Annotated in this window: 17 protein-coding genes; 10 read left to right on the forward strand and 7 right to left on the reverse strand. The window is 49.3% G+C overall.

All coding sequences use genetic code 11. The annotated features are described in order from the left end of the window. Positions 1-3 precede the first annotated feature (3 nt). Both B7982_RS06075 and B7982_RS06080 read left to right on the forward strand, forming a co-directional pair. Entirely contained in the window at positions 4-1,371 is a 1,368-nt protein-coding gene (locus tag B7982_RS06075; RefSeq protein WP_088659971.1) for a 3-phosphoshikimate 1-carboxyvinyltransferase, read from the forward strand. A 41-nt stretch (positions 1,372-1,412) separates the two neighbouring features. Beyond that, positions 1,413-2,297 (forward strand): NAD(+)/NADH kinase, encoded by an 885-nt coding sequence (locus tag B7982_RS06080; protein WP_015732341.1) that lies wholly within the window; start codon positions 1,413-1,415, stop codon positions 2,295-2,297. Here B7982_RS06080 and B7982_RS06085 read toward each other — a convergent pair. Continuing rightward, positions 2,294-3,169 carry a pseudouridine synthase gene (locus B7982_RS06085; protein ID WP_088659972.1) on the reverse strand — a complete coding sequence of 292 codons (876 nt, stop codon included), beginning with the start codon at positions 3,167-3,169 and terminating at the stop codon, positions 2,294-2,296. The genes B7982_RS06080 and B7982_RS06085 overlap by 4 nt on opposite strands. Next, positions 3,133-4,242 (reverse strand): histidinol-phosphate transaminase, encoded by a 1,110-nt coding sequence (hisC, locus tag B7982_RS06090; protein ID WP_088659973.1) that lies wholly within the window; start codon positions 4,240-4,242, stop codon positions 3,133-3,135. Before hisC ends, B7982_RS06085 begins: the two co-directional genes overlap by 37 nt. A gap of 76 nt (positions 4,243-4,318) precedes the next feature. Between hisC and B7982_RS06095 the strand changes: the two genes are divergently transcribed. The 3 genes from B7982_RS06095 to B7982_RS06105 all read left to right on the forward strand — a co-directional run bounded on the left by B7982_RS06095 (position 4,319) and on the right by B7982_RS06105 (position 7,016). Beyond that, positions 4,319-4,699 carry a hypothetical protein gene (locus B7982_RS06095; protein ID WP_088659974.1) on the forward strand — a complete coding sequence of 127 codons (381 nt, stop codon included), beginning with the start codon at positions 4,319-4,321 and terminating at the stop codon, positions 4,697-4,699. Positions 4,700-4,710: 11 nt separating this feature from the next. Further along, positions 4,711-5,211, forward strand: a complete 501-nt coding sequence (locus tag B7982_RS06100) for a hypothetical protein (protein WP_088659975.1) — start codon at positions 4,711-4,713, stop codon at positions 5,209-5,211. A 116-nt stretch (positions 5,212-5,327) separates the two neighbouring features. Next, entirely contained in the window at positions 5,328-7,016 is a 1,689-nt protein-coding gene (locus B7982_RS06105; protein ID WP_088659976.1) for a carbohydrate-binding protein, read from the forward strand. A gap of 5 nt (positions 7,017-7,021) precedes the next feature. Here the strand turns inward: B7982_RS06105 and B7982_RS06110 are convergent, their stop codons facing one another. After that, complete coding sequence (locus tag B7982_RS06110) at positions 7,022-7,894, reverse strand: arginase family protein (RefSeq protein WP_088659977.1); 873 nt, start codon at positions 7,892-7,894, stop codon at positions 7,022-7,024. A gap of 92 nt (positions 7,895-7,986) precedes the next feature. Here B7982_RS06110 and B7982_RS06115 point away from each other — a divergent pair, with 92 nt between their 5' ends. Beyond that, positions 7,987-8,481: a nucleoside deaminase gene (locus B7982_RS06115; RefSeq protein ID WP_085490664.1), complete on the forward strand. Its 495-nt coding sequence runs from the start codon at positions 7,987-7,989 to the stop codon at positions 8,479-8,481. 11 nt (positions 8,482-8,492) lie between these two features. Here the strand turns inward: B7982_RS06115 and B7982_RS06120 are convergent, their stop codons facing one another. Genes B7982_RS06120 through B7982_RS06135 form a run of 4 tightly spaced genes read right to left on the reverse strand, consistent with a single transcriptional unit; the run spans position 8,493 to position 11,203 of the window. After that, on the reverse strand, positions 8,493-9,365 hold the full coding sequence (locus B7982_RS06120) for a radical SAM/SPASM domain-containing protein (protein WP_233138395.1): 873 nt from the start codon (positions 9,363-9,365) through the stop codon (positions 8,493-8,495). 44 nt (positions 9,366-9,409) lie between these two features. Beyond that, complete coding sequence (locus tag B7982_RS06125; protein ID WP_088659978.1) at positions 9,410-10,375, reverse strand: tRNA-dihydrouridine synthase family protein; 966 nt, start codon at positions 10,373-10,375, stop codon at positions 9,410-9,412. 2 nt (positions 10,376-10,377) lie between these two features. Continuing rightward, positions 10,378-11,004 (reverse strand): RdgB/HAM1 family non-canonical purine NTP pyrophosphatase, encoded by a 627-nt coding sequence (gene rdgB / locus B7982_RS06130; RefSeq protein ID WP_088659979.1) that lies wholly within the window; start codon positions 11,002-11,004, stop codon positions 10,378-10,380. A 7-nt stretch (positions 11,005-11,011) separates the two neighbouring features. Continuing rightward, positions 11,012-11,203 carry a TM2 domain-containing protein gene (locus B7982_RS06135; protein WP_015732344.1) on the reverse strand — a complete coding sequence of 64 codons (192 nt, stop codon included), beginning with the start codon at positions 11,201-11,203 and terminating at the stop codon, positions 11,012-11,014. 88 nt (positions 11,204-11,291) lie between these two features. Here B7982_RS06135 and B7982_RS06140 point away from each other — a divergent pair, with 88 nt between their 5' ends. The 4 genes from B7982_RS06140 (at position 11,292) to B7982_RS06155 (ending at position 19,672) form a co-directional block, all read left to right on the forward strand. Further along, entirely contained in the window at positions 11,292-13,244 is a 1,953-nt protein-coding gene (locus B7982_RS06140; protein WP_088659980.1) for a hypothetical protein, read from the forward strand. A 40-nt stretch (positions 13,245-13,284) separates the two neighbouring features. Continuing rightward, on the forward strand, positions 13,285-13,983 hold the full coding sequence (locus B7982_RS06145; RefSeq protein ID WP_233138396.1) for a transglutaminase family protein: 699 nt from the start codon (positions 13,285-13,287) through the stop codon (positions 13,981-13,983). 95 nt (positions 13,984-14,078) lie between these two features. Continuing rightward, positions 14,079-16,925 (forward strand): TIGR02171 family protein, encoded by a 2,847-nt coding sequence (locus B7982_RS06150; RefSeq protein ID WP_088659982.1) that lies wholly within the window; start codon positions 14,079-14,081, stop codon positions 16,923-16,925. Then, on the forward strand, positions 16,922-19,672 hold the full coding sequence (locus B7982_RS06155; RefSeq protein WP_088659983.1) for a TIGR02171 family protein: 2,751 nt from the start codon (positions 16,922-16,924) through the stop codon (positions 19,670-19,672). The genes B7982_RS06150 and B7982_RS06155 overlap by 4 nt, the downstream gene beginning before the upstream one ends.

Raw genomic sequence — 19,672 nt, forward strand, 5'->3', positions numbered from 1 at the left:
ACGATGGAATTCTTGATGAATCCCGACCGTGAACGGATGAATTTGACGTTGGTGATGGCGCTTTTGGTGAATGGCCGCACCGTGTTGGAAAATTTTGCGTGGGCAAGTGGTAGTGAAAAGTATGCCGAGGCGCTGAAAGAATTTGGTCTCACTTACGAATTGCAAGGGCATCAGCTTGTCTTAAATGGCAAGGGGTTCCAGTACTCTATTCCGACCATGCTTCCGTTCAAGTTCAACGAAGCTGATAACGTGATGCTTTGGACGCTCGCGAGCAAGGACGAAGAACAGCTATACACGTTTGCTGCTGAAGTTGATGATGCGGGCATTGCCCGTGTGAATGCGGCAAAGGAAACGCTCCAGAAGTATTTCAAGATTAAGGTGCAAAAGGATGAACCGGCAAAGTTTGTCTTTAACTTTTTGCGCGATGAACTGAACGTCAAGAAGGATTCTCTGGGGAACGTTTCGTCTGTGATGCGCAACAGGCTTTTGCTCCGTGCGCTTATCCGCAATGACTATTTGAATTTTGAAGAAAAGTCTACGGTGCATGACCAGTGGACGAAAATGCTCATCTACTTTGGTGCGGCTGTGAAATATGAAGGCCGTGGCATGGAACAGTTGAGCGAATTCGAACGCCGCTTGATGATTGCTCAGGGCAAGAAGATTGAACGTACGCAGTTTACGGAACTTTCGGAGACGAAGGTGATTACCGCGCGTGAATACTATGTGCCGGGTGATACGACGGAAGCGACTGCGTTTGCGGTACTTGCTACTGTTGGGAATATGCCGAAGGACAACGTCATCAAGCTTTTGAACGTAGACTTGAACAGCAGCCGTGCGGGTGCGCTCACATGCCTCAAACGTATGGGCGCGAATGTTGAAACGGTGAGCCGTCGTGAAAAGTATGGTGATGTTTTTGGCGATGTTGAAATCAAGCCGCTTGCTTCTGGAAAACGCTTGCAGGGCCGCCGCTTTAGCGAAGACGTGATTGCGACTGCGCTCGAAGAATACCCGCTGTTGGCAGTGGCGGCTTGCTATGGCGAAGGCGAAACGATTTTGCGCGTGCCCAAGGAAGTCCGCAAGGAAATGCGCCCCGTGAATGAATTTTTGGCGGTGAACTTGCGCAAGACGGGTGCCGAAGTTGGCGTGTACGACGATGGCCTTGTGATTCGCGGCCTTGAAACGATTGTGAACGGTAGCGATTTTGACGGTGGCGATTCGGCGCAGATGGGGCTTGCCTTGAGCGTGTTGTCGCTTGCGCTCCAGAACGATGAACTGGTTGAAAATATGGACAAGGTCGAAGCGATGTTCCCGGGTGTTGTCGACAAGCTCAAGAATGTGCTTGTGGCAGAAAATGCCGAGAAGAAGGAATAATTAGGCTACGCTTTGAGTGAACGCGAAGCTTGAGGATGGTTATGGAAAAGTCTTTCAGCAGCATTGGAATTGTCGGGTTCAAGGACAAAAGTGCCGATTTGGCATGTGCCTTGAAGCAGATTACTTCTTGGGCGCTTGAACACCCGCAGGTGAAATTTTATGCGCTCGATTCCCTCAAGGAACTCGTGAAAAAGCCGATTCGCGTGGTGAAAGAATCCGCGCTGCAGAAGACCGATTTGCTGCTTGCTATTGGCGGTGACGGCACGGTGCTGACGGCTGCGCATATGGCGCTTGGCCATAACATTCCGATTCTTGGTGTGAATGCCGGGCGCGTGGGATTCTTGGCGGAATCGCGTGTGGAAGGCTTGACCAAGACGCTTGATAGCTTGCTTGCTGGCGACTTCTCGACTCGCGAACGCATGATGATCGAGGCTGCGGTTTATCACGGCAGAAAGTGCATTGCAAAGCAGACTGTTCTGAATGAAGTCCATGTGCGTGCACACGCTCCGGAACGCATGGTGAACGTCAACGTGGCTTATAACGATACTTGCCTGACGGAATACTGGGCGGATTCGATTCTCGTTTCGACGCCGACGGGTTCGACTGCATACAACCTTGCTGCTGGTGGCCCGATTATCCACCCTTCGACGCCTGCGGTGGTGCTCACGCCTGTGGCTCCGAGCAGCCTCTCGGTGCGTCCGCTTGTGCTTTCGCTTACGGATAAAAAATTGCGAATGGCTTCGGCGGTGAATTGCTCGCTCGACCTCGTTTTTGACGGGCGCATCACGCTTGAAATGAAACCGGATGAATATGTGATGTTGTCTGAAAGTAAGCTTGTGACGACGTTTATTCGTATGCGTCACACGGGATTTGTAGGCGCTCTTCGCGAAAAGCTTGGCTGGACGGGGAAGCCGCGTTCTGCTTAATGCTGCGGGGCGTCAATTTTTTTGATGCAGCCTTGCTTTAAATCGCCCAACTCAAAATTGCAGAACTTGATGCGCACAAGGCGCAAAACTTCGTAGCCGAGCTTCGCGAGCATGCGACGAATTTCGCGATTCTTGCCTTCGTCCAAAGTGATTTCTAACCAACAGTTCTTTTCGCCTGCGCTATAGAGCTTGGCGCTGACGGCGTGCATGAATTCTTCGGGCTCGCCAAAAACGCGGGGTGGGACGTTGAAGCCTGCTTCCATTTGCGAAAGTTCTTCGGCGGTGGGGTGCCCGTTAACCTGCACTCGGTAGATTTTTGTGTGGGTGGGGCCGCGCGACTCTCGTTCTACGCATTTGTCGTCTCTCGTCTTTCGTCTCTCGTCTTTCGTCTTTAATAAAGCATCCGCCCATTGCGTATCGTTTGTAAATAGCAAAAGCCCTTCGCTAGCGGCATCGAGCCTGCCGACGGGCGATATGTGCGGCACTGGCTTGCCAGGGAACATCTTGGCGTATTGCTCGCGGAAAAGGTCCATGACGGTTGCGCGCCCTTTTTCGTCGCTTGCCGTAGTGACATAGCCGCGCGGCTTGTTCATCATAAAGTAGACGAACTCGCTTGCCTTTACGGGCTTTCCGTCAACGCAAATTTCATCATTTTCACGGGCGGGAGTGTCCGGATCGCGGACAATTTTACCACGCAAAGAAACCCGGCCCTCGCGGACCAGGTTTTCTGCTTGGCTTCTGCTGCAAAAACCGCGCTTAGAAATCACACGGGCAACGCCGTGAGCTTTGGCGTTAGTGGCGCCAGACGCGGGCTTTGTGCAGCCTCTTTCCCGGTTTACTTGCCGAGATATGCCTTGATGTTTTCGAGGCATTTCTTGTTCTGAGCTTCGGTACCGACGGTAATGCGGAGCACGTCACCCATAGCCGGCTGCGGACGGATGATGGTGCCCTTGGCCTGCAAGAACTTGAAGGCGTCCATCGGATCCTTGAATCCGCTGACGGCGATGAAGTTTGCGTGGCTGTCGACGTAGGGGAGGCCCATTTCCTTGAAACCTGCCTTGAGCTGTTCGAGCCCCTTCTTGTTGAGTTCGCGAACCTTGTTCACGTAATCCTGGTCGTCGATAGCGCCGATGGCAGCTGCCTGAGCGATGCTGTTCACGTTGAACGGTTCACGCACGCGGTTGATGAGGGCGACGATTTCCGGACGGGTGATGCAGTAGCCCACGCGCAGCCCTGCAAGACCGTAGATCTTACTGAACGTACGGCAGCAGATGATGTTCTTGCCAGCGGCGATGCGGCTGTTGAAATCCGGGACGAGTTCCGGCGTGTCTTCGATAAATTCGGTGTAGGCTTCGTCCATCACGAGAACGCAAGTTTCCGGGAGGCTGTCGGCGAAGTCCAAAATTTCCTTGGCGGTGAGGTCAGAACCCGTCGGATTGTTCGGGTTAGCGAGGAACACGATGCGGGTCTTTTCGTTCACGGCGTCGCGCATAGCCTTGAGGTTGTAGTTGTATCCCGGAGCCGGCATGTCAACTTCAACAATCTTGGCGTTCATGGCCATCGTGGCAAGCTTGTAAACAGCGAAGCTGTGGTTGCCCATGACGGCTTCCGTGCCGGGGCCGAGGAACACCTGGGCAATCATGTCCAAAAGTTCGTTACTGCCGTTACCCACAGCAATCTGGTCGCGGTTCACACCGCGGAATTCAGCAATCTTTCCGATGAGGTCGTAAGAACCGCCATCCGGATAGAGGTTCACTTCTTCCAAAGCCTTGCGAGCTTCGGCCATGCCCTTCGGGCTCGGACCAAACGGGTTTTCGTTGCTGGCGAGCTTGTCGATGTCTTTCGGGTCGAGGCCGAATTCACGAGCGGTGTAGGCGATGGGTTTGCCGGTCACGTAGAGCGGCTGCTTCAAAATGTGCTGTTGTGCGAGCTGATTGATATCCATAGTTGTTATTTGCTAGTTATAGTTATTGATTATTTGTAATCCGTAAGGAATAATAGCAATTTTTTATATTAGGGTTATGACGAAATCTATCGTTTTTAGCGTTGTCGCATCGTTAGAAGCTCTTGCCATTGTAATTGGTTTGAGTTTTAAATGTGATGGCTTGTTTTTCCCGCTTTTGGGATTCTCGTTTTTAATTTGGGCTTTCTCTCGAATAATGCGGTTTAATTCGTCTTTAAATGTTTATTTCTTATTTTCCCTATTTGTTCCAATTGCATGGTTGGTTTTCGATGTGCTTCCTCGGATGATTCAGTCTGATGGTGGTGTTTGGGATAATGCTACCTTTTTGTTGTTTTGCCCGTGCATAGGTATAGCCACTTGGATTGAAGTTGTTCTAAATAGGTTTATTCATAAAACGCCGTTAATCATTCAGTGGCCGTCAATGAGCGAAAAAGAATAAGGCTTTGAAATATGAAATACTGCCGTCTGTCGTTCTTAATCATTCTCGTTCTTGTATTATTCTGCGAAGTTCCACTTTTTGCATCTTCCAATTGCTCGCAAAAGTCCTGTTGCAAGTGGAATACAAAGCTGGGTCAAGCTTTTGACAAATATGAAAAAAACGTTTATGGTCAATATGAAGCTGATGATGCCGATATTCTTTTGCCGTTAGGGTATCAGAAAATGAATTGCATTCTCGATTCCATTATAAAAAAGGAAAAGTACGATTATAATCTAAATCATTTACTGTGGATGACTTTTGTCCCTGATACCGTGTTTTTCTTGTCTCCCGCTAGCTTAAAATATTTGGTTGAGAATAAAAACGTAAAGCTTAAAAATGCGGGCCGAATGTTGGTGAACGAAAAAATGAAGAAGAAATATTCAATAGACAAAAAAGTATTATGTGAAAATAAAACGACAAAGGATTTTATTGAATATCTTATTTACGACAATAAGCCCTGTGCCAGTGAATGAATCTTGTGCGATTTAGCGTTTCTTGACAAAATGTCTAGAAATTTAATTCGGAATTGCGCCCTATAATGGCTTTGGGAATGTAGATTATATATTGGTAAAATAAGGAATTTTTTGAGATGTTTGAAGCTTCGAATCGAATTTTAGCGGTGCTGTGCGGACTTGCTGTTTGTGCGTCTGCTGCGGTAGATCAGTGCAAGCCGATTGGTTGGGTGACTCGTTCGGGCCGTACGTCGACCGAATTTAATGTGACCGGTGGCGGAAACTCGACTCCCATTACCGTAAAAACATTTGCTGATTTGCAAAAGTACGCGAAGGATTCTTCTCCGCGTGTGATTTACATTGATGGTACGCTTGGCGATGGCTGGAGCGGAACATCGGGCAGTCGCCTGAATATCACCGCATCGAACAAGACGATTATCGGACTCAAGCCGGGAACGCTTTTGAAAGCTCCCATCCACATCACGAGCAAGGCTTCGAACATCATCATCCGCAATATCGTGATTCAGGGTCCAGGCAGCAATGCAGACCAGGCGTGGGACAATCTCACGATTGAAGGTGAATCGAAGAACATCTGGATTGACCACTGCGAATTTTGGGATGGTCAAGATGGCAACGCTGACGTGGTGAAAGGTTCTGATAACGTAACATTCACATGGTGCATTTTTGGCTACAAGAAAAAGAGTACGCACAACTTATCTAACCTCATTGGCAGTTCCGATAACGAGCCCGTGAGCGAAGGCAAATTGAATGTGACTTACATGTTCAACTGGTGGAAGGCTGCAAACCAGCGCAAACCTCGCTGCCGCTATGGTAATGTGCATGTGGTGAACAACCTTTTTACGGGTGACGCTAGCATCACGAATGGTACGGATGTGCTTGGTGTTGCTGCAGGGCATATGTGCAGAGTGCGCACCGAACGCAATGTGTTCATCAACGAAAATAATCCGATTTATACAGGTGTTGCAAATGGCACGGGCGTGAATGAAGTTATAGACAACATTTTCACAAACTGCTCAGGCAATACGAAGGGAACGGGGACTTCTTTTACACCGCCGTATGAATACACGAGCTTTATGCTCAAGGCGAGCGAAGTTGAAGCTGCCGTGAAGGCGAATGCGGGCGCTACGCTCAAGAGTCCGACGGAATGTGATGCTAATTATGTGGAACCGGAACCGCCGACACCTGATAAACAGTACCAGACCGAAACGGGTACGGTTACAGGTGGTGTTTCTGAAAGTAGCAATGGCGGGTACCACGGTGATGGCTATGTGAATTTCGATAAGGGCGGCGATGTCGTCGTGAACGTGAAAGTCGATACGGCTGGTCAATACAAATTCGATATCGATTTCGCGAACGGCTCTAGCGAAGCACGCTCTCTTGCGGTTTCTGCTGGTTTAGATACGGCAACGACATCTTTCAAGACAACTGGTGGCTGGACTGTCTGGGAAACGGCTAAGGTCTTGGTGAATCTTGCTGCAGGCGAAAATGCAGTGAAGTTTGCAACCGTTGGCGGTAATGATGGCCCGAACATCGACCAGTTCGATGTCACGCTCGTAAAGGCTGCGGAAAAAGATTCGACGGAAAAGCCGACGTCGATTCACACGAAAACAGCTGCTGTGGTTGAGCCGAGCGTTTATCGCGTTAGCATTTTCGATACGAAGGGTGCTTTAGTGCGTCGTATGAATGTGGAATCCGCAAAAGTCGGCGATGTCGCTTGGATGACCCGTGGCCTGCCTGCTGGCTTGTATGTGATGCAGCTGAAGAGCGCAAATACGGAACGCCGCAAGTTTATTGCCGTGAAGTAATACTTTTAAAGATTCTTTAAAAACACAACAAGTTCGCGATTCAGCTCGCTATTGAGCGAATCAGCCTCTTGAACGGTGTGGTGCTCGTCGCCTTCGAAATCGTGGGCGCGTTCGCCGCAGATGTCGATACCAAGAATTTTGCGACCTGAGGCAAGTGTCGTGATGCAATCTTTGAGGGCGTCAAGCATAAGCGAGCCTTGGTCCCAATTGGTTACAGCATAGGATGGCGAGAGTGCGTCCTTGTCGATGGAAATGTAGAGATTAGACGAGAAAACGTTCACAGAATCGCTGCAGATTATAGACGGGAGTGTGCTGAGTTCGCTTTCTTTGATGAACGTAACCTTCTCTAAAATATTTGCTTCCCCGGATTGCGAAAGCTCTTCGCGGACGGTTTCAACGAGTTCGTCTTTGACACCGATGATGATGACGCTTTGAATAAACTTGTTGTTATCGAGGACTTCTTTGACCCAACCGCCACAACTTAAGATTCCGCCAAATCGGGGCGGTTGCATGTCGGGATGATGGTCGAATACGATGAGCGTGAATGGTTCCTGGACTCTATCGGTCCAGAGCTTGCTCATGTAATGGTAATTGCCGTTGTCAAAGAAGTGAATACTTGGTTGCGGCGCAATGTCGTTTGTGGAATTGTCGCGATTCTCGATAATGCGGTTGCATTCACTTTTGCTGTTGCTTTCAGCGTTATCAATCAATTCGTTGATTTCCTTGATGGCGTCATCATCACAGTAGCAGTCGGTTCCTACGATTTTCGTGCAGTCGAGCCAACGAACATTCTTGCTTGTTCCTGCGGCGGTGCGCAGTTTTTGCATAAAGGCTTGCTCGGCATAAATGCCCGTGAAATCTTGAACCGTAATCATCATGATTCAAAAATAGCTAAGATGGGGCTACGACGAGCGCTTTTTATTGTTTTTCCTTGAGTTTTTGATTATTTTAATGAGGTCAAGGAGTTTTTATGCAAGAAGAATTGAAGAATATTACGGACGAAGACAAGCGTTTTATGCAGATGGCAATTCAGTTGTCCGTTGAAAATGTTGATAATGGTGGTGGTCCGTTTGGCGCTGTGATTGTCAAGGATGGCGAGGTTGTGGCTACGGGTGCAAATCGCGTTGTGCCGAATAACGACCCGACGGCTCATGCTGAGGTGACTGCAATTCGCAATGCTTGCGCAAAACTCGGAACGTTCATGCTGGATGGCTGTACCGTTTACACGAGCTGTGAACCTTGTCCGATGTGCCTGAGCGCTTTGTATTGGGCTCGAGTCAAACGCATCTGCTACGCCAATACAAAAGCCGATGCCGCGGCCATCGAATTCGACGATTCTTTTATCTATGACCAACTCGATTTGCCGTACGAAAAACGTGCTATCAAGTGTGATCATTTTATGCGAAACGAAGCGCTCGTCGCGTTCAAAAAGTGGGCGACAAAGACGGACAAAACCCGTTATTAATTTGAATTCGCTTATTTAAATCGTTTGCAAAAATTGCAAGTTTGACAAAAAGGGTGGCGTAGTTCATGCTGCACGAACCCTTCTTTTATATTTAGCGCCATTGGGCTATTGATGATTTCGTCAAGGCTTTGTTCACCGATGTGACCGAGCGTAATTTGTCCGCTGTGGTCAAGGCAACAGGCGACAACGCGCCCATCGTGGAGGATTGCTATGTGCGTGTCAAGCGCACGGCATGTGCCCGCGACGATTTCCTCACTCGTCCTCTCGCTTAGACTTGGCCATTCAAATCTTGTGTCTTCGTGCAGATAAACTCGTCCGGTGATGTTGAAACTTTTGTGGCGGCTGCAAAAATGCCCTGGTGTAACCTCAACGCCAAAAGTTTCGTGGATACGTTTAAGCATGTAGCTGTTCCACGAGGAGGCTTCGTCGGCGCCGACGTTCCATAAGCGTAAATTGATGTAGAGATCGGGGCGCTCAACAATAGCGAGAGTGCAAAAATCTAGGGCGTTTTGCAAATGTCGTTCCGCGGTTTCTCGGGGGAGTTCCGCGTAGGCATGCGTCGAAAAGTTGACTTGGCGAACGGCGGGCGAGGCTAGAATTTGGCGACCTGTACGTTCAATCGTTGTGCCGTTTGTCGTGAGCGTGAGCCTTAATGGCGTTTGTTCTAACTTTTTGAGGTAATGCGCAAAGCCGGGGTGGAGCGTGGGTTCACCGAGAACATGAAAGTAGACGTTTGTTGCGCCGATTTCTTGCGCGCCAGCGATGCAATCTTCGAACAGCTTGGAATCCATGAACGTGCGGCTCGCAGGCTCTTTGCCACAGGGGCAAAAGCTACAATGCAAATTGCAAACGTTCGTGATTTCGATGTAGACGCTGTTAATCATTGGAAAAATTATGGATCCTATCGCTACGCTCCAGGATGACGTTTTCAAGGAAGATGCGATGTTATCTCGATGATTGCTGCTTGGTATTCGCTGAGCTTGCCTGCTTTCTTGATTTTCTTGAAAATCTTTTTGGGAATACTTGGTTCGAGGTATTCCCAAAAACTTTGTATGTGCGAGAGAATTTGGCTGTCGCCTTGGTACGTTTTGCAAGCGTGGTCGAATATGACCTGGTGCATTTGGAAAAGCTTGCTGAGAAAATCCTGCGGGTCGGCGCAGTTTATATCGCGCAATTCCTTGTAATCCGCGGCCATACTTGGTCTCGCAAGCATTCCTCGTCCAATCATCACGCCTGCAAGCTTCGGGTAGCGTCGTTCTATTTCACAGATTTGCGAAACGCTTGTGATGTCGCCGTTATAAACGAGCGGATGGCGACATTCTGCATAAAATTTTTCGAACGACTTGAAGTCTATTGCGCCTTTGTACTGCTGTTTGCCGAGTCTTGGGTGGAGCGTGATTTGCGAGAGCGGTGCTTCGTTTAGAATCGGGAGGAGAGCAAAGGCTTCGTTGGGGGAGTCTTGCCCAAGGCGCATCTTGACGGAAAATTTTACCGGTGTGGCTTTGATTTCGTCCATAATTGCTTGGACTGCTTGAATGTCGCTTAAAAGCCCGGCGCCGCGATGACGGTTGACTTGCATCGGGAAGGGGCATCCCATGTTGAAGTCGATTTCAGTGTAGCCTTTGGCGATTAGCGCGTTTGCGAGGATTTTAAATTCATCGACGCTGTTCGCGATAATCTGCGGAATCTCGCGCGCATTCCCCTCGCGTGCATTTCTTTCGCGTGCATTCCCATCAAACGAATTTAAATCTCGCAAATCTTTTTCGCGCGGTTTCCCGTTTTCAATTCGCAAGAAAGGTGCGTAATAAGCATCAACACCACCAAAGATTTCTGCGTGGGCTCTGCGATAGATTCCCGTCGTGTAACCTTGTAGCGGTGCGAATAGAATTTTCAATTTTATTTCCCGAGCGCTTTCTTCAAAGCCCTAATGGCGTTTCCGCGATGGCTGATGACCTTCTTTTCTTCAAGTTCCATTTGCGCGAACGTTCTCGTTTCACCATCCGGAACAAAAAGCGGATCGTAGCCAAAGCCCATGTCGCCAACAGGAGCGTGGTTGATTTCGCCGCGGCATTCGCCTTCGAAAATAATCGGCTTGCTGATGACAAATTCACCTTGTTCGTTCTTGGTCACGGTCTGGTACGAAAGAGCGCAGAAGTAACGAGCCTTGCGGTCTCCGATGCCTTCGAGCTTTTGCATCAACTTGACGTTGTTGGCTTCGTCATCGCCGTGCTTGCCGCAATAGCGGGCGCTGTAAATGCCCGGTTCGCCGTTCAAAGCGAAAACTTCAAGGCCGGAGTCATCGGCGAGAACTGTTGCTTCGATGTTGCGCTTGGCGAGCCATTGAGCCGTTGTATTCGACTTGATGATGGCGTTTTCGGCAAAGGAATTTCCGTCTTCAACGATGTCTTCGTCAAAACCGATGTCTTTCAAAGTCTTGAATTCGTAATGGTCTGTGCCCAAAATATGGGCGAAGTCTCTAATTTTTCCGGCACTACCGGTTGCAATAACAAAAAGGTGTTTCATAGTTGAATTAGTAATGTTCCGGTTTCATGACGATCAAGATGGCGTCAACGACAACGCCTACGCCAAAGAGACCTGCGGTGCAAAGCCACAGAATGCCAGTCCAGATTTTTCCTTCGTAAAAACGGTGCAGACCCAGGTATCCGAGAAGGATACAGAGGGCGAGTGCAATCCACTTGTTGTGTTCACCAGTAGCGGGCATAAAGACTCCTTTTTTAACGATATATAATTTAGAAAATTCATAGCCCCACATCCGTACTTATATTTTTATTATAATTCCTTACGTGAAAATGAAAAAATTATCTCTTTCCTTATTGAGTCTCGCAGGGCTTTCTGCGGGCATGTTCCTTGCGGCATCCTGTGCTGCTCCGTCTGTCAATCCTTCCGTGCAGGCTAATGAAGCTGCTCCGACGATTCACGTCCCGGTTTATGCGGCTCCTGTGACCGTCTTCGAAATGCGCGTGCTCGACAGGGATAAGCAAGTCCGCGTCGTCGAAAAGCCGACGTTTGCCGCTCTTGATTTTGCGGCGTACTTTGCAAACCCGATCCGCATGGCGGGCATGGATGAAAAGCCTGAAAATTACACGGGCAAGATGGCAAATGCAAAGCTTGAGGAATTCCCGTTCCCGATGCTCGACTCGATTTCGGATTATGAGCCTGCCGCGGTTGCCGGTGTAGCCCCGATTGCGTGGGAACCGTTTGCGAAGATCCTTTACGCGCAGACTGGTGATGATGCTCTTGCAAAAGCCTTGAATGAAGTCGAGGCGGTCAAGTGGAATGAACCCGATGTGTTCCGCGCTTTCCAGACGGTAAGCCGTTTGTGGGGTGTGCCTGGAACTGGTGAAAATCAGGGAAAGATTGAATGGTGGGCCGAAGTCATGCCTGCCGTTTGGACTGGCCGTACTCCGTTCTACGGTAAGCTCAAGGTCGTTTCGGGTGGTGAATCTCTCGAAGTCTTGAACTACTACATGACGGCCGAGATGAACAATGAAGAGGCGATGAACTGGGCCCGTACGCTTTCGTCTTATTGGTACCCGACTTTGAATACCGATTTGGAACAACATACTCCGGGCGCTATTTGGGAAAACTCGAGTGCAAACCGCCCGTTTGCGGTGATGCGCGGAAACCCGATGGGAAGTCCCATGTGGGTTGCTTTTGAAGTTCCGGCGTTCCGTTTGACGGATGAACAGTTGCGTGCCGCTGCTGTTGCCGATTCTTTGGCTGCTGCGGGTGAAGTGGTGCCGGTGAACCGCACGCTTGATACGAGTTCTTATGCTCGCCTGGAAACGCTTGCCGCTATGGAAAATAGCTGCCCTGCAACGCCTGCGACAAAGAAGTTCCGCGAAGCCTTGAAGAAAAAGCTTGCCAAGCTCCCGAAGGAACAGAATGCCTGGGCTGATAACGGAATGCTCTGGTTCCGCCGTAATGCAAACTACCTCGTTGCTGATAAAATTAGCGGTCAGGATAGCCTCCACAATCCGCTCCCGAGAATGATTGAACTCAAGCAGTACCTGGATTCCATGAACGTTCAGCTTCTTGTGATTCCTGTTCCTGTGAAAGAAGAAATCTATGCAGACAAGCTTGTAAAGGGAACACCTGCAGACTTGTGCGTGAACGTGAACGGCCGTGAGTTTATCCGCGAAATGCTCGCTGCCGGGATTGATGTGCTCGACCTTTACCCGTCTCTGATGGCGGCCCGCAGTGGCGATGACGCTCCGCATTACAGCTACCAGCGCTACGATACGCACTGGGCTTTGCCGGGCATGCTTGCCGCAATGGAACAGCTCGCTTCTCGCGTGACGCAGTACAGTTGGTATGCCGATGCCAATCCGCAGCCGGGTAGCCTCGTGATGAAGGATACGGTTGTGCTCCGCGAAGGGGACTTGGTGGCTCATTTGCCGGATAAGGAAAAGTCCAAGTATGCCGCAGATACTCTTGCGGGCATGAAAATCTACAAGGGCGACAAGCCGTACAAGGGTGGCAAAAATGCTCCGATCCTCTTGATGGGAGATTCTTTCACGGGTGTGTTTGAATCTGTGGACCAGAAGAGTGGTGGCCCGGGTTCCTTGCTTGCTTATGCAACAGGTCTCGATGTACAGGTGCTTACGAGCTGGGGCGGAGGCCCTGGCGTTCGTGCTCGCCTCAAGAAGATGAAAAAGGACATGTTGAGCAAGCGCCTCGTGATTTACATGATGACCGCTCGCGACTACTGGCAAAGCCCGATGGAATGGGACGGCCTGTAGCGTCTTCGGCGCATTTATGCTTGCGCGAATTTTTTGGCCTTTGTTCTTCGCGACGCTCGTGATTGCACTCCCGTTTCTGCTTTGGAACGGGAAAAGCGAATCCATGAGCTATCGCGAGATGGCGTGCGTTTTTGAAGAACGCGCGCCGGGTTGCCTTGATTCCATTAGCGACTGGCATGCGGGACTTGCTTACTTTGATAGTAACGTTGCAACGACTCACGATACTTTGCAATCCTTAAAGAATCTGCTTTGGCAATTCTGGAACATTGAATTTGCAGGGGCGGGCGAGGCGGCTGTTGCAAAAGAATCGGTGCTCCCGCTCCGCGTTCTTGCAAACAAAAAATCCGGTTGTATGGGGCTTTCTTGGCTTGCGCTTATGGTGGCCGAAGCGCGAGACTTGCATCTTGACGCCATTCTTCTCCCGGGGCATGTCTTTTTGCGTTACGGCTCTTCGGACAGTTCCGTGAACTTGGAACCGAATCGTCGTGGTTTTACCTATACCGATGAAGAATATCGTGAAAAGTACCAAAAAGGCACTTGGACTGGCCTCGAATTTAAACCGCTTGAATCGCGACAGTTCATCGGGCTTGCTGCGTTTGATATCGGCAATTTGTACCTCGAAAACGACATTCCGCGTGCGCTCACGTGGTACCGCATGGCCGAAGAATTCTTCCCGGAATATCCGGGAATTGAGGCAAATCAATCCATTGCGAAAAATAGATTGCCAAATCCATTCTGATTACTTATTTTAATTGATGAATCGCTGTTTTAAAGGGGAAAACGGCTAGAGAACGAGTGGTTTGGGCTAGCTTAAAAAGCTATTTTTAGGAGAAAATGTCGAAGTCCTTTGCTCATACTTTCTTCTTTGGAAAGGTACTCTTTTTAGTACCGTTTTTGCTCGTTTTCTTTGGTTGTGATACATTTTTTGGAGAACACGTCTGGCTGAATGCCCCTGTCGAAGCGGACAACGCCCATGACGGACTGATTCTCATCAAGGCTTCGAAGGTAAAAAATTCGAGTGGCGGAACTCTTTCGTACTTGGGTACGTATGCGTCGTCAGCCAAGGCGAGCGAACGTCCGCAATTACGCGCCGCTTTGAATTATGATTTTTCCATGGGCATGCACGAGGTCACCTGTGCCGAGTTCAAAAGCATCATGGGGACTACTTTTGACGAACGTTGCAATGGCGAAGATTCGGATCTTTTGCCGGTGACCAAGGTGACTTATTACGATGCCGTCCTTTATTCCAACGAACGGAGCAAGCGCGAAGGCTATGACACGTCGTACTCGTACACATTAACGACGTTTGATGGCAATGGAAACTGTATTTCGATGGAAGGCCTTGTGTTCCATCCGGAAGTTGATGCTTATCGTTTGCCGACCGAAGCGGAGTGGCTCATGGCGGCTGACCGTGACTGGAACCCGTCTGGGGAATGGAATGCGCAAAATTCTGGGTTCGAACCGAAAAATGTCTGCTCGTATCCTCGCCTTCACGGGGAGTTTTGCGATATGGGCGGTAACGTCAAGGAATGGGTCTCGGACTGGCTTGGCTATTTCAAGGATACGACGATTACAAATTATGTCGGTGGGCCCGATGGGGGCGTCCTTGGCGAGCGCGTCATCAAGGGCGGCAGCTATCGCAACGAACCTTCTGCCATTAAGCTTTATAGTCGTGGCGATGTGTATGTCGTGACCTCTGCCGCAAAGTCTGAATATTTGGGTTTCCGCATTGCGTTTGGAAAAATTCCGGGGGCTGTGTGGATGGGGCGCGATGGCAAGGCTCGTGATAGCCGAATCATTCCGATGGCGAGTGCGACAAACATCAAGAACGCTTTTGATACGTACCGCACCATGCTCGTTTTCCGAAACGATGTCACGGGCAATTTGGCGTATGTCGATTACGTCAACGGGACTCTTTCCGTTACCGAAATTTCGGATTCGATAGATTCGTACCATCCCGATATTTCACCGGATGGAAGGCTTGTGGTTTTCTGCACTGGTATGGAAGGCGTTTCTGGAAAGTCCGAGGCGTATATCCGTTCGCTTTCGACAAGTAACACAAAGCCCTTGAAAGTCAAGGCCGATGGAAACGTCTCGATTCCGCGTTGGCGCGTGCTCGAAAATGGCGATACGGCGATTGTCTATGTGTCCGATGCCGGAAATAACAAAGATGATGGCGAGTTCAAGTCCAAGAGCACATGGATGGTGACGTACGGCAATGGCCGATTTGGTACGCCTCAGAAACTTTTTGATGGTGCTTACCATGGCGGAATTTCGGATGATTATAAGCTTGCTGTGACCGGAGCGCGCTTGTTGCGTGCTCGAGTGGCTCCTGCAGGGGGGACGCTTGCGAATGCGCGCGATACCGTCTGGTACAATGGCGAACAGGCTTGCAATGTGTCGCTTGCGACGGATGGCTCCAAACGTGTGGCTTTCCTCGATTTTGGCGGCAAAACCGGTGCCGATTTTGTGGGGGAAAGCTACGGAACGCATGAACGTTTGTTGATTGCCGATAGCACTGGTAAACTGATTAAGGCGATTGCCGCTCCGGTTGGCTATAGCTTTGACCATGCAGAATGGGCGTTGAACTATGTGAGCCCGGACCCGGATGGTGGCCTGATTGTGGCGACCCTTACGAATGCCAATGGAGCCCATACAAAAGTAGTCCTTGTGAATGTGGGGGATGGCTCTATTCTGGATTTGGTCGAGGGCGATGAACTTTGGCATCCGAGTATCTGGCGTAAAAAGATTTATGTGCCAGAAACGGATAAGCTGGACCCCGATAGCGCAGGCGTTTACTTGCGTCCCTCCGATAAGTGGGAATCCGTCATTATGCGCTATAAGATGGAACTCCTCTGGAAATACCGCGATTCTGCGAATGTGGTCATTCTGGGGTCTTCGAGGCCGATGTTTGGCGTGACTCCGCTTGGTTTCAATAAAAAGTTCTTTGCCGTGAATTTTGGTCAAACTCCGAATTCCATATACATGTCGAGAGATTACTTGGACCATTACATCTTCAATCACATGAAGAACCTCAAGTACATTGTGGTTTCGCTGGACATTGATTTTTGGCACAAGGTAGATGGCCCGTACGGGGATAACTTCTTCTATACCGATTTCAGAAATTACCCTGGGTACATTTATGATGAAAACCATGATTTCTGGAAAGACGGCTACCCGGAAGGCTTGCTTGAATTTACGGAAAACTCGGTAGGCTCATCGGATGAACGCTATTACATGAAGGATCGTGGACGCTATTCGAATGCCAATTGCGGTTCCTGGCGCGAAGAGCCCGAAATCGAACAGGACAGTCTTTACCTGGATGAACACAGAAATTTGATTGACGATAGCAAGGATGCGCTCCTGACTATTATCAAGGAAGCCGCAAAACGCGATATCCGCGTGGTGGGTCTCATTTTCCCGCAAAGCCCGGCGTATGCAGAAACGGGTGCCTTTGGCCGCTATGGACTCCGTCGTAGTTCTGCGGAAAAGCTGATTAACGAGCTTAAGTCCTTGAATAAGGAATATCCGAATTTTGTTGTGATGGATGAAAATAAAATGGGGAAGCATGACTATACCGATATGATGGCTGTAGATGAAGACCATCTCTGCTATGGCGGTAGCGTTGTTTTGACTTCTAGACTGAATGATCTCTTGTTGTCCTGGGAGGCAAAAAAATGAAACGAGAAGCCTTTGCAAATATCGGGTTCCTTGCATTTTTTGCGTTGACTCTAGCGCTTTTGAATTCGTGTACCGATCACAACAGTTCTCTTTCTTCGGGAGAACCTTCGCCTGTCGATTCGGATATTGAAGGTTTTGCCTTCGTAAAGGCTAGTGGTCGGTCGGCACTTTTGGGGACTAATTTGAATAGTGCCCGCAAGAGCGATACGCCCCAGATGGAAGCTTATTTTACGTATGACTTTTACATAGGCGAGCATGAGGTTACCTGTGGTGAGTACCACGCCTTGCGCAAGGAGGCTGGTGCCAAGTGCGATGGCATATATGGTAACAAAAGTCCCATCACGAACGTGACTTTTTATGATGCAGTCCTTTATGCCAATGCCAAAAGCAAGAGCGAAAACCTTGATACCGTTTATACGTACACTAGCGCTTCTTTTGATGCGTCCGGCAGTTGCGACAACTTGACGGGACTCATCTTCCATGAAACTGTGAAGGGGTATCGTTTGCCGACGGAAGCCGAATGGGTCTATGTGGCAAGCAAGGGCTGGGATCCTGAAAAGGGCTGGAATAGCGTCAATTCGGATTATACGTTCCATGATGTGGCGACATCTCCGGCGAACCCTCTTGGCGTTTACGACATGGCTGGTAACGTCCTTGAATGGGTAAATGACTGGATGACTTATTTCCAGAAAGAGGCGGTGACTAATTTTGTCGGCGGTGCCGATGAAGGTAGCCTTGGTGAACGCGTTGTCAAGGGGGGCAGTTACAGGAATGAACCTTTGGCGATAACCTTGTACAACCGTGGCGATGTCTATACGGTGACTGGCTCAAGCAAGGGCGATTATCTTGGGTTTAGGCTTGCTTTAGGTGAAATTCCCAACGCTTCTTGGCTTGACGAAAACGGCTCTGTCAAGGAATCTGTCGTGAAGTCGCAGATAGCCATTTTCGAAATGAAACACTTGACGGGAACGTTTGAATCCAAGCTTGTATTCCGCAATGACATATCGAGCAATTTGTCCTTTATTGATTTTGGAAGTGGCGTTATTTCCGTTGTCGAAATCGACAATACGGAGAAGGCTTATCACCCCGATATCTCACCAGATGGCAAGCGCGTGGCGTATAGCACGAGCATTGAAGGTTTGGGTGGAGTATCTAGCGTTTATGTGCGCAACCTGGATGCAACGGGTTCGGACCTTGTCAAGCTGGATGTTGAAAATGCCGCTATCCCGCGCTGGAAACTTTTGGAAAATGGCGATACGGCGATTGTCTATGTGACTAGTTCCGCAAATAACAAGGACGATGAAGCATTTGCGGCTACGAGCACATGGCAGGTGCCTTTTAACAATGGCAAGTTTGGCAAGCCCAAAAAGCTCTTTGATGGCGCTTATCATGGCGGCGTGAGTGCGACAAAGCAACTCGCTGTTTCTGGCGCGAGACTTTTGCGTGCTCGAGTTGCCCCGAGCGGGAAAACGGTTCTTAATGGAATCGATACCGTCTGGTATGGCGGTGAACAGGCTTGTAATGTGTCTTTGGCTAATGACGGTAGCGATAGAACGGCCTTCCTCGATTTTGGTGGCAAGACGGGTGCAGAATTTGTAGGCCAGTCTTACCGCACGCATGAACGCCTCTTGATTGCTGATGCGAAGGGAAAACTCATACAGAGTGTTGCAGCTCCGAAGGGTTATACCTTTGACCATACGGAATGGGTGCTGGGTGGCTCTAATTACGTTGTTGCAACGCTTGCCAATGCCAGTGGCGCCCATCAGAAAATCGTATTGATTAACTTGTCCGATAGCACGGTGACAACTCTTGCCGAAGGCGATGAACTCTGGCATCCGTGCCTGTGGCATTCTAAAAACCTCTATAACAGCAAGGAACTTGATACCGATAGCGCAGGCGTCTATTATTTGTCCAGTGCCTATTATAGCGCTTTGGAACTTCGTGTGAAAATGCAGCGATTCTGGGAAAATCGCGATGAAATTACAGCCGTCGCCCTGGGCTCTTCGCGCACGATGTTCGCCTTGCACGACAAGGATGTCGAATCGCACCACTTGCTCAATATGGCCTATTCCGCGGGGCAAATTACGGGAATGGGGTATTTGTTTGTCAACTATGTGCTGAACCATCTCAAGAATTTGAAGGTCCTGGTGCTTGAACTTTCTCCGGACTTCTTATGGTATGACGGCTTTTCGACATGGATAAATATTATATACAATAAGGTCCCGGGCTTCAAGTACGACGAAAACCACAATTTCTGGGTTGATGGCTTGCCGGAACATTTTGTCGACGCCGTAAAGGTGACCCCGCGCCCGGAAACGGCGCTTCAGCATCCTTATACGCTAGAAGATTTCTTGCTTCCGGATGCTACATGGGGGTATCCGGTATTGCTGAGAGATTCCACGGAGGCTGAATTTGATTCTCCGGTCTACAAGGAAAATTTTGAGTGCTTTAAGTATGTGATAAAAATAGCTCGTCAGAAGGGGCTCAAGGTCGTTGTGACAATCCTACCGCAGAATCCTGCATACGCAGAGACGGGCTCGTTTGGCGTTTATGGTCCAAGAAAGAGTATTGCCAAGGATGTTATTGATTCCATAAAGGCAATGGATGTTATATTTTTTGATGAATACAAGTTCGGAGCTCATGACTATACGGACGAGATGGCGTATAACGTTGACCACTTGAGTACATCAGGTGCAAAACAGTACACCCATAGACTTGATTCGTTATTGTCGACTTTAAAAAAGTAG

The sequence above is a fragment of the Fibrobacter sp. UWB2 genome (assembly GCF_002210425.1).
In the GTDB taxonomy this organism is placed as follows: domain Bacteria; phylum Fibrobacterota; class Fibrobacteria; order Fibrobacterales; family Fibrobacteraceae; genus Fibrobacter; species Fibrobacter elongatus.

Coding starts and splice junctions, on each gene's coding strand:
- B7982_RS06075 (WP_088659971.1), top strand. CDS start 4: ATGGAATTCTTGATGAATCCCGACCGTGAACGGATGAATTTGACGTTG.
- B7982_RS06080 (WP_015732341.1), top strand. CDS start 1,413: ATGGAAAAGTCTTTCAGCAGCATTGGAATTGTCGGGTTCAAGGACAAA.
- B7982_RS06085 (WP_088659972.1), bottom strand. CDS start 3,169: ATGCCTCGAAAACATCAAGGCATATCTCGGCAAGTAAACCGGGAAAGA.
- hisC (WP_088659973.1), bottom strand. CDS start 4,242: ATGGATATCAATCAGCTCGCACAACAGCACATTTTGAAGCAGCCGCTC.
- B7982_RS06095 (WP_088659974.1), top strand. CDS start 4,319: ATGACGAAATCTATCGTTTTTAGCGTTGTCGCATCGTTAGAAGCTCTT.
- B7982_RS06100 (WP_088659975.1), top strand. CDS start 4,711: ATGAAATACTGCCGTCTGTCGTTCTTAATCATTCTCGTTCTTGTATTA.
- B7982_RS06105 (WP_088659976.1), top strand. CDS start 5,328: ATGTTTGAAGCTTCGAATCGAATTTTAGCGGTGCTGTGCGGACTTGCT.
- B7982_RS06110 (WP_088659977.1), bottom strand. CDS start 7,894: ATGATGATTACGGTTCAAGATTTCACGGGCATTTATGCCGAGCAAGCC.
- B7982_RS06115 (WP_085490664.1), top strand. CDS start 7,987: ATGCAAGAAGAATTGAAGAATATTACGGACGAAGACAAGCGTTTTATG.
- B7982_RS06120 (WP_233138395.1), bottom strand. CDS start 9,365: ATGATTAACAGCGTCTACATCGAAATCACGAACGTTTGCAATTTGCAT.
- rdgB (WP_088659979.1), bottom strand. CDS start 11,004: ATGAAACACCTTTTTGTTATTGCAACCGGTAGTGCCGGAAAAATTAGA.
- B7982_RS06135 (WP_015732344.1), bottom strand. CDS start 11,203: ATGCCCGCTACTGGTGAACACAACAAGTGGATTGCACTCGCCCTCTGT.
- B7982_RS06140 (WP_088659980.1), top strand. CDS start 11,292: ATGAAAAAATTATCTCTTTCCTTATTGAGTCTCGCAGGGCTTTCTGCG.
- B7982_RS06150 (WP_088659982.1), top strand. CDS start 14,079: ATGTCGAAGTCCTTTGCTCATACTTTCTTCTTTGGAAAGGTACTCTTT.
- B7982_RS06155 (WP_088659983.1), top strand. CDS start 16,922: ATGAAACGAGAAGCCTTTGCAAATATCGGGTTCCTTGCATTTTTTGCG.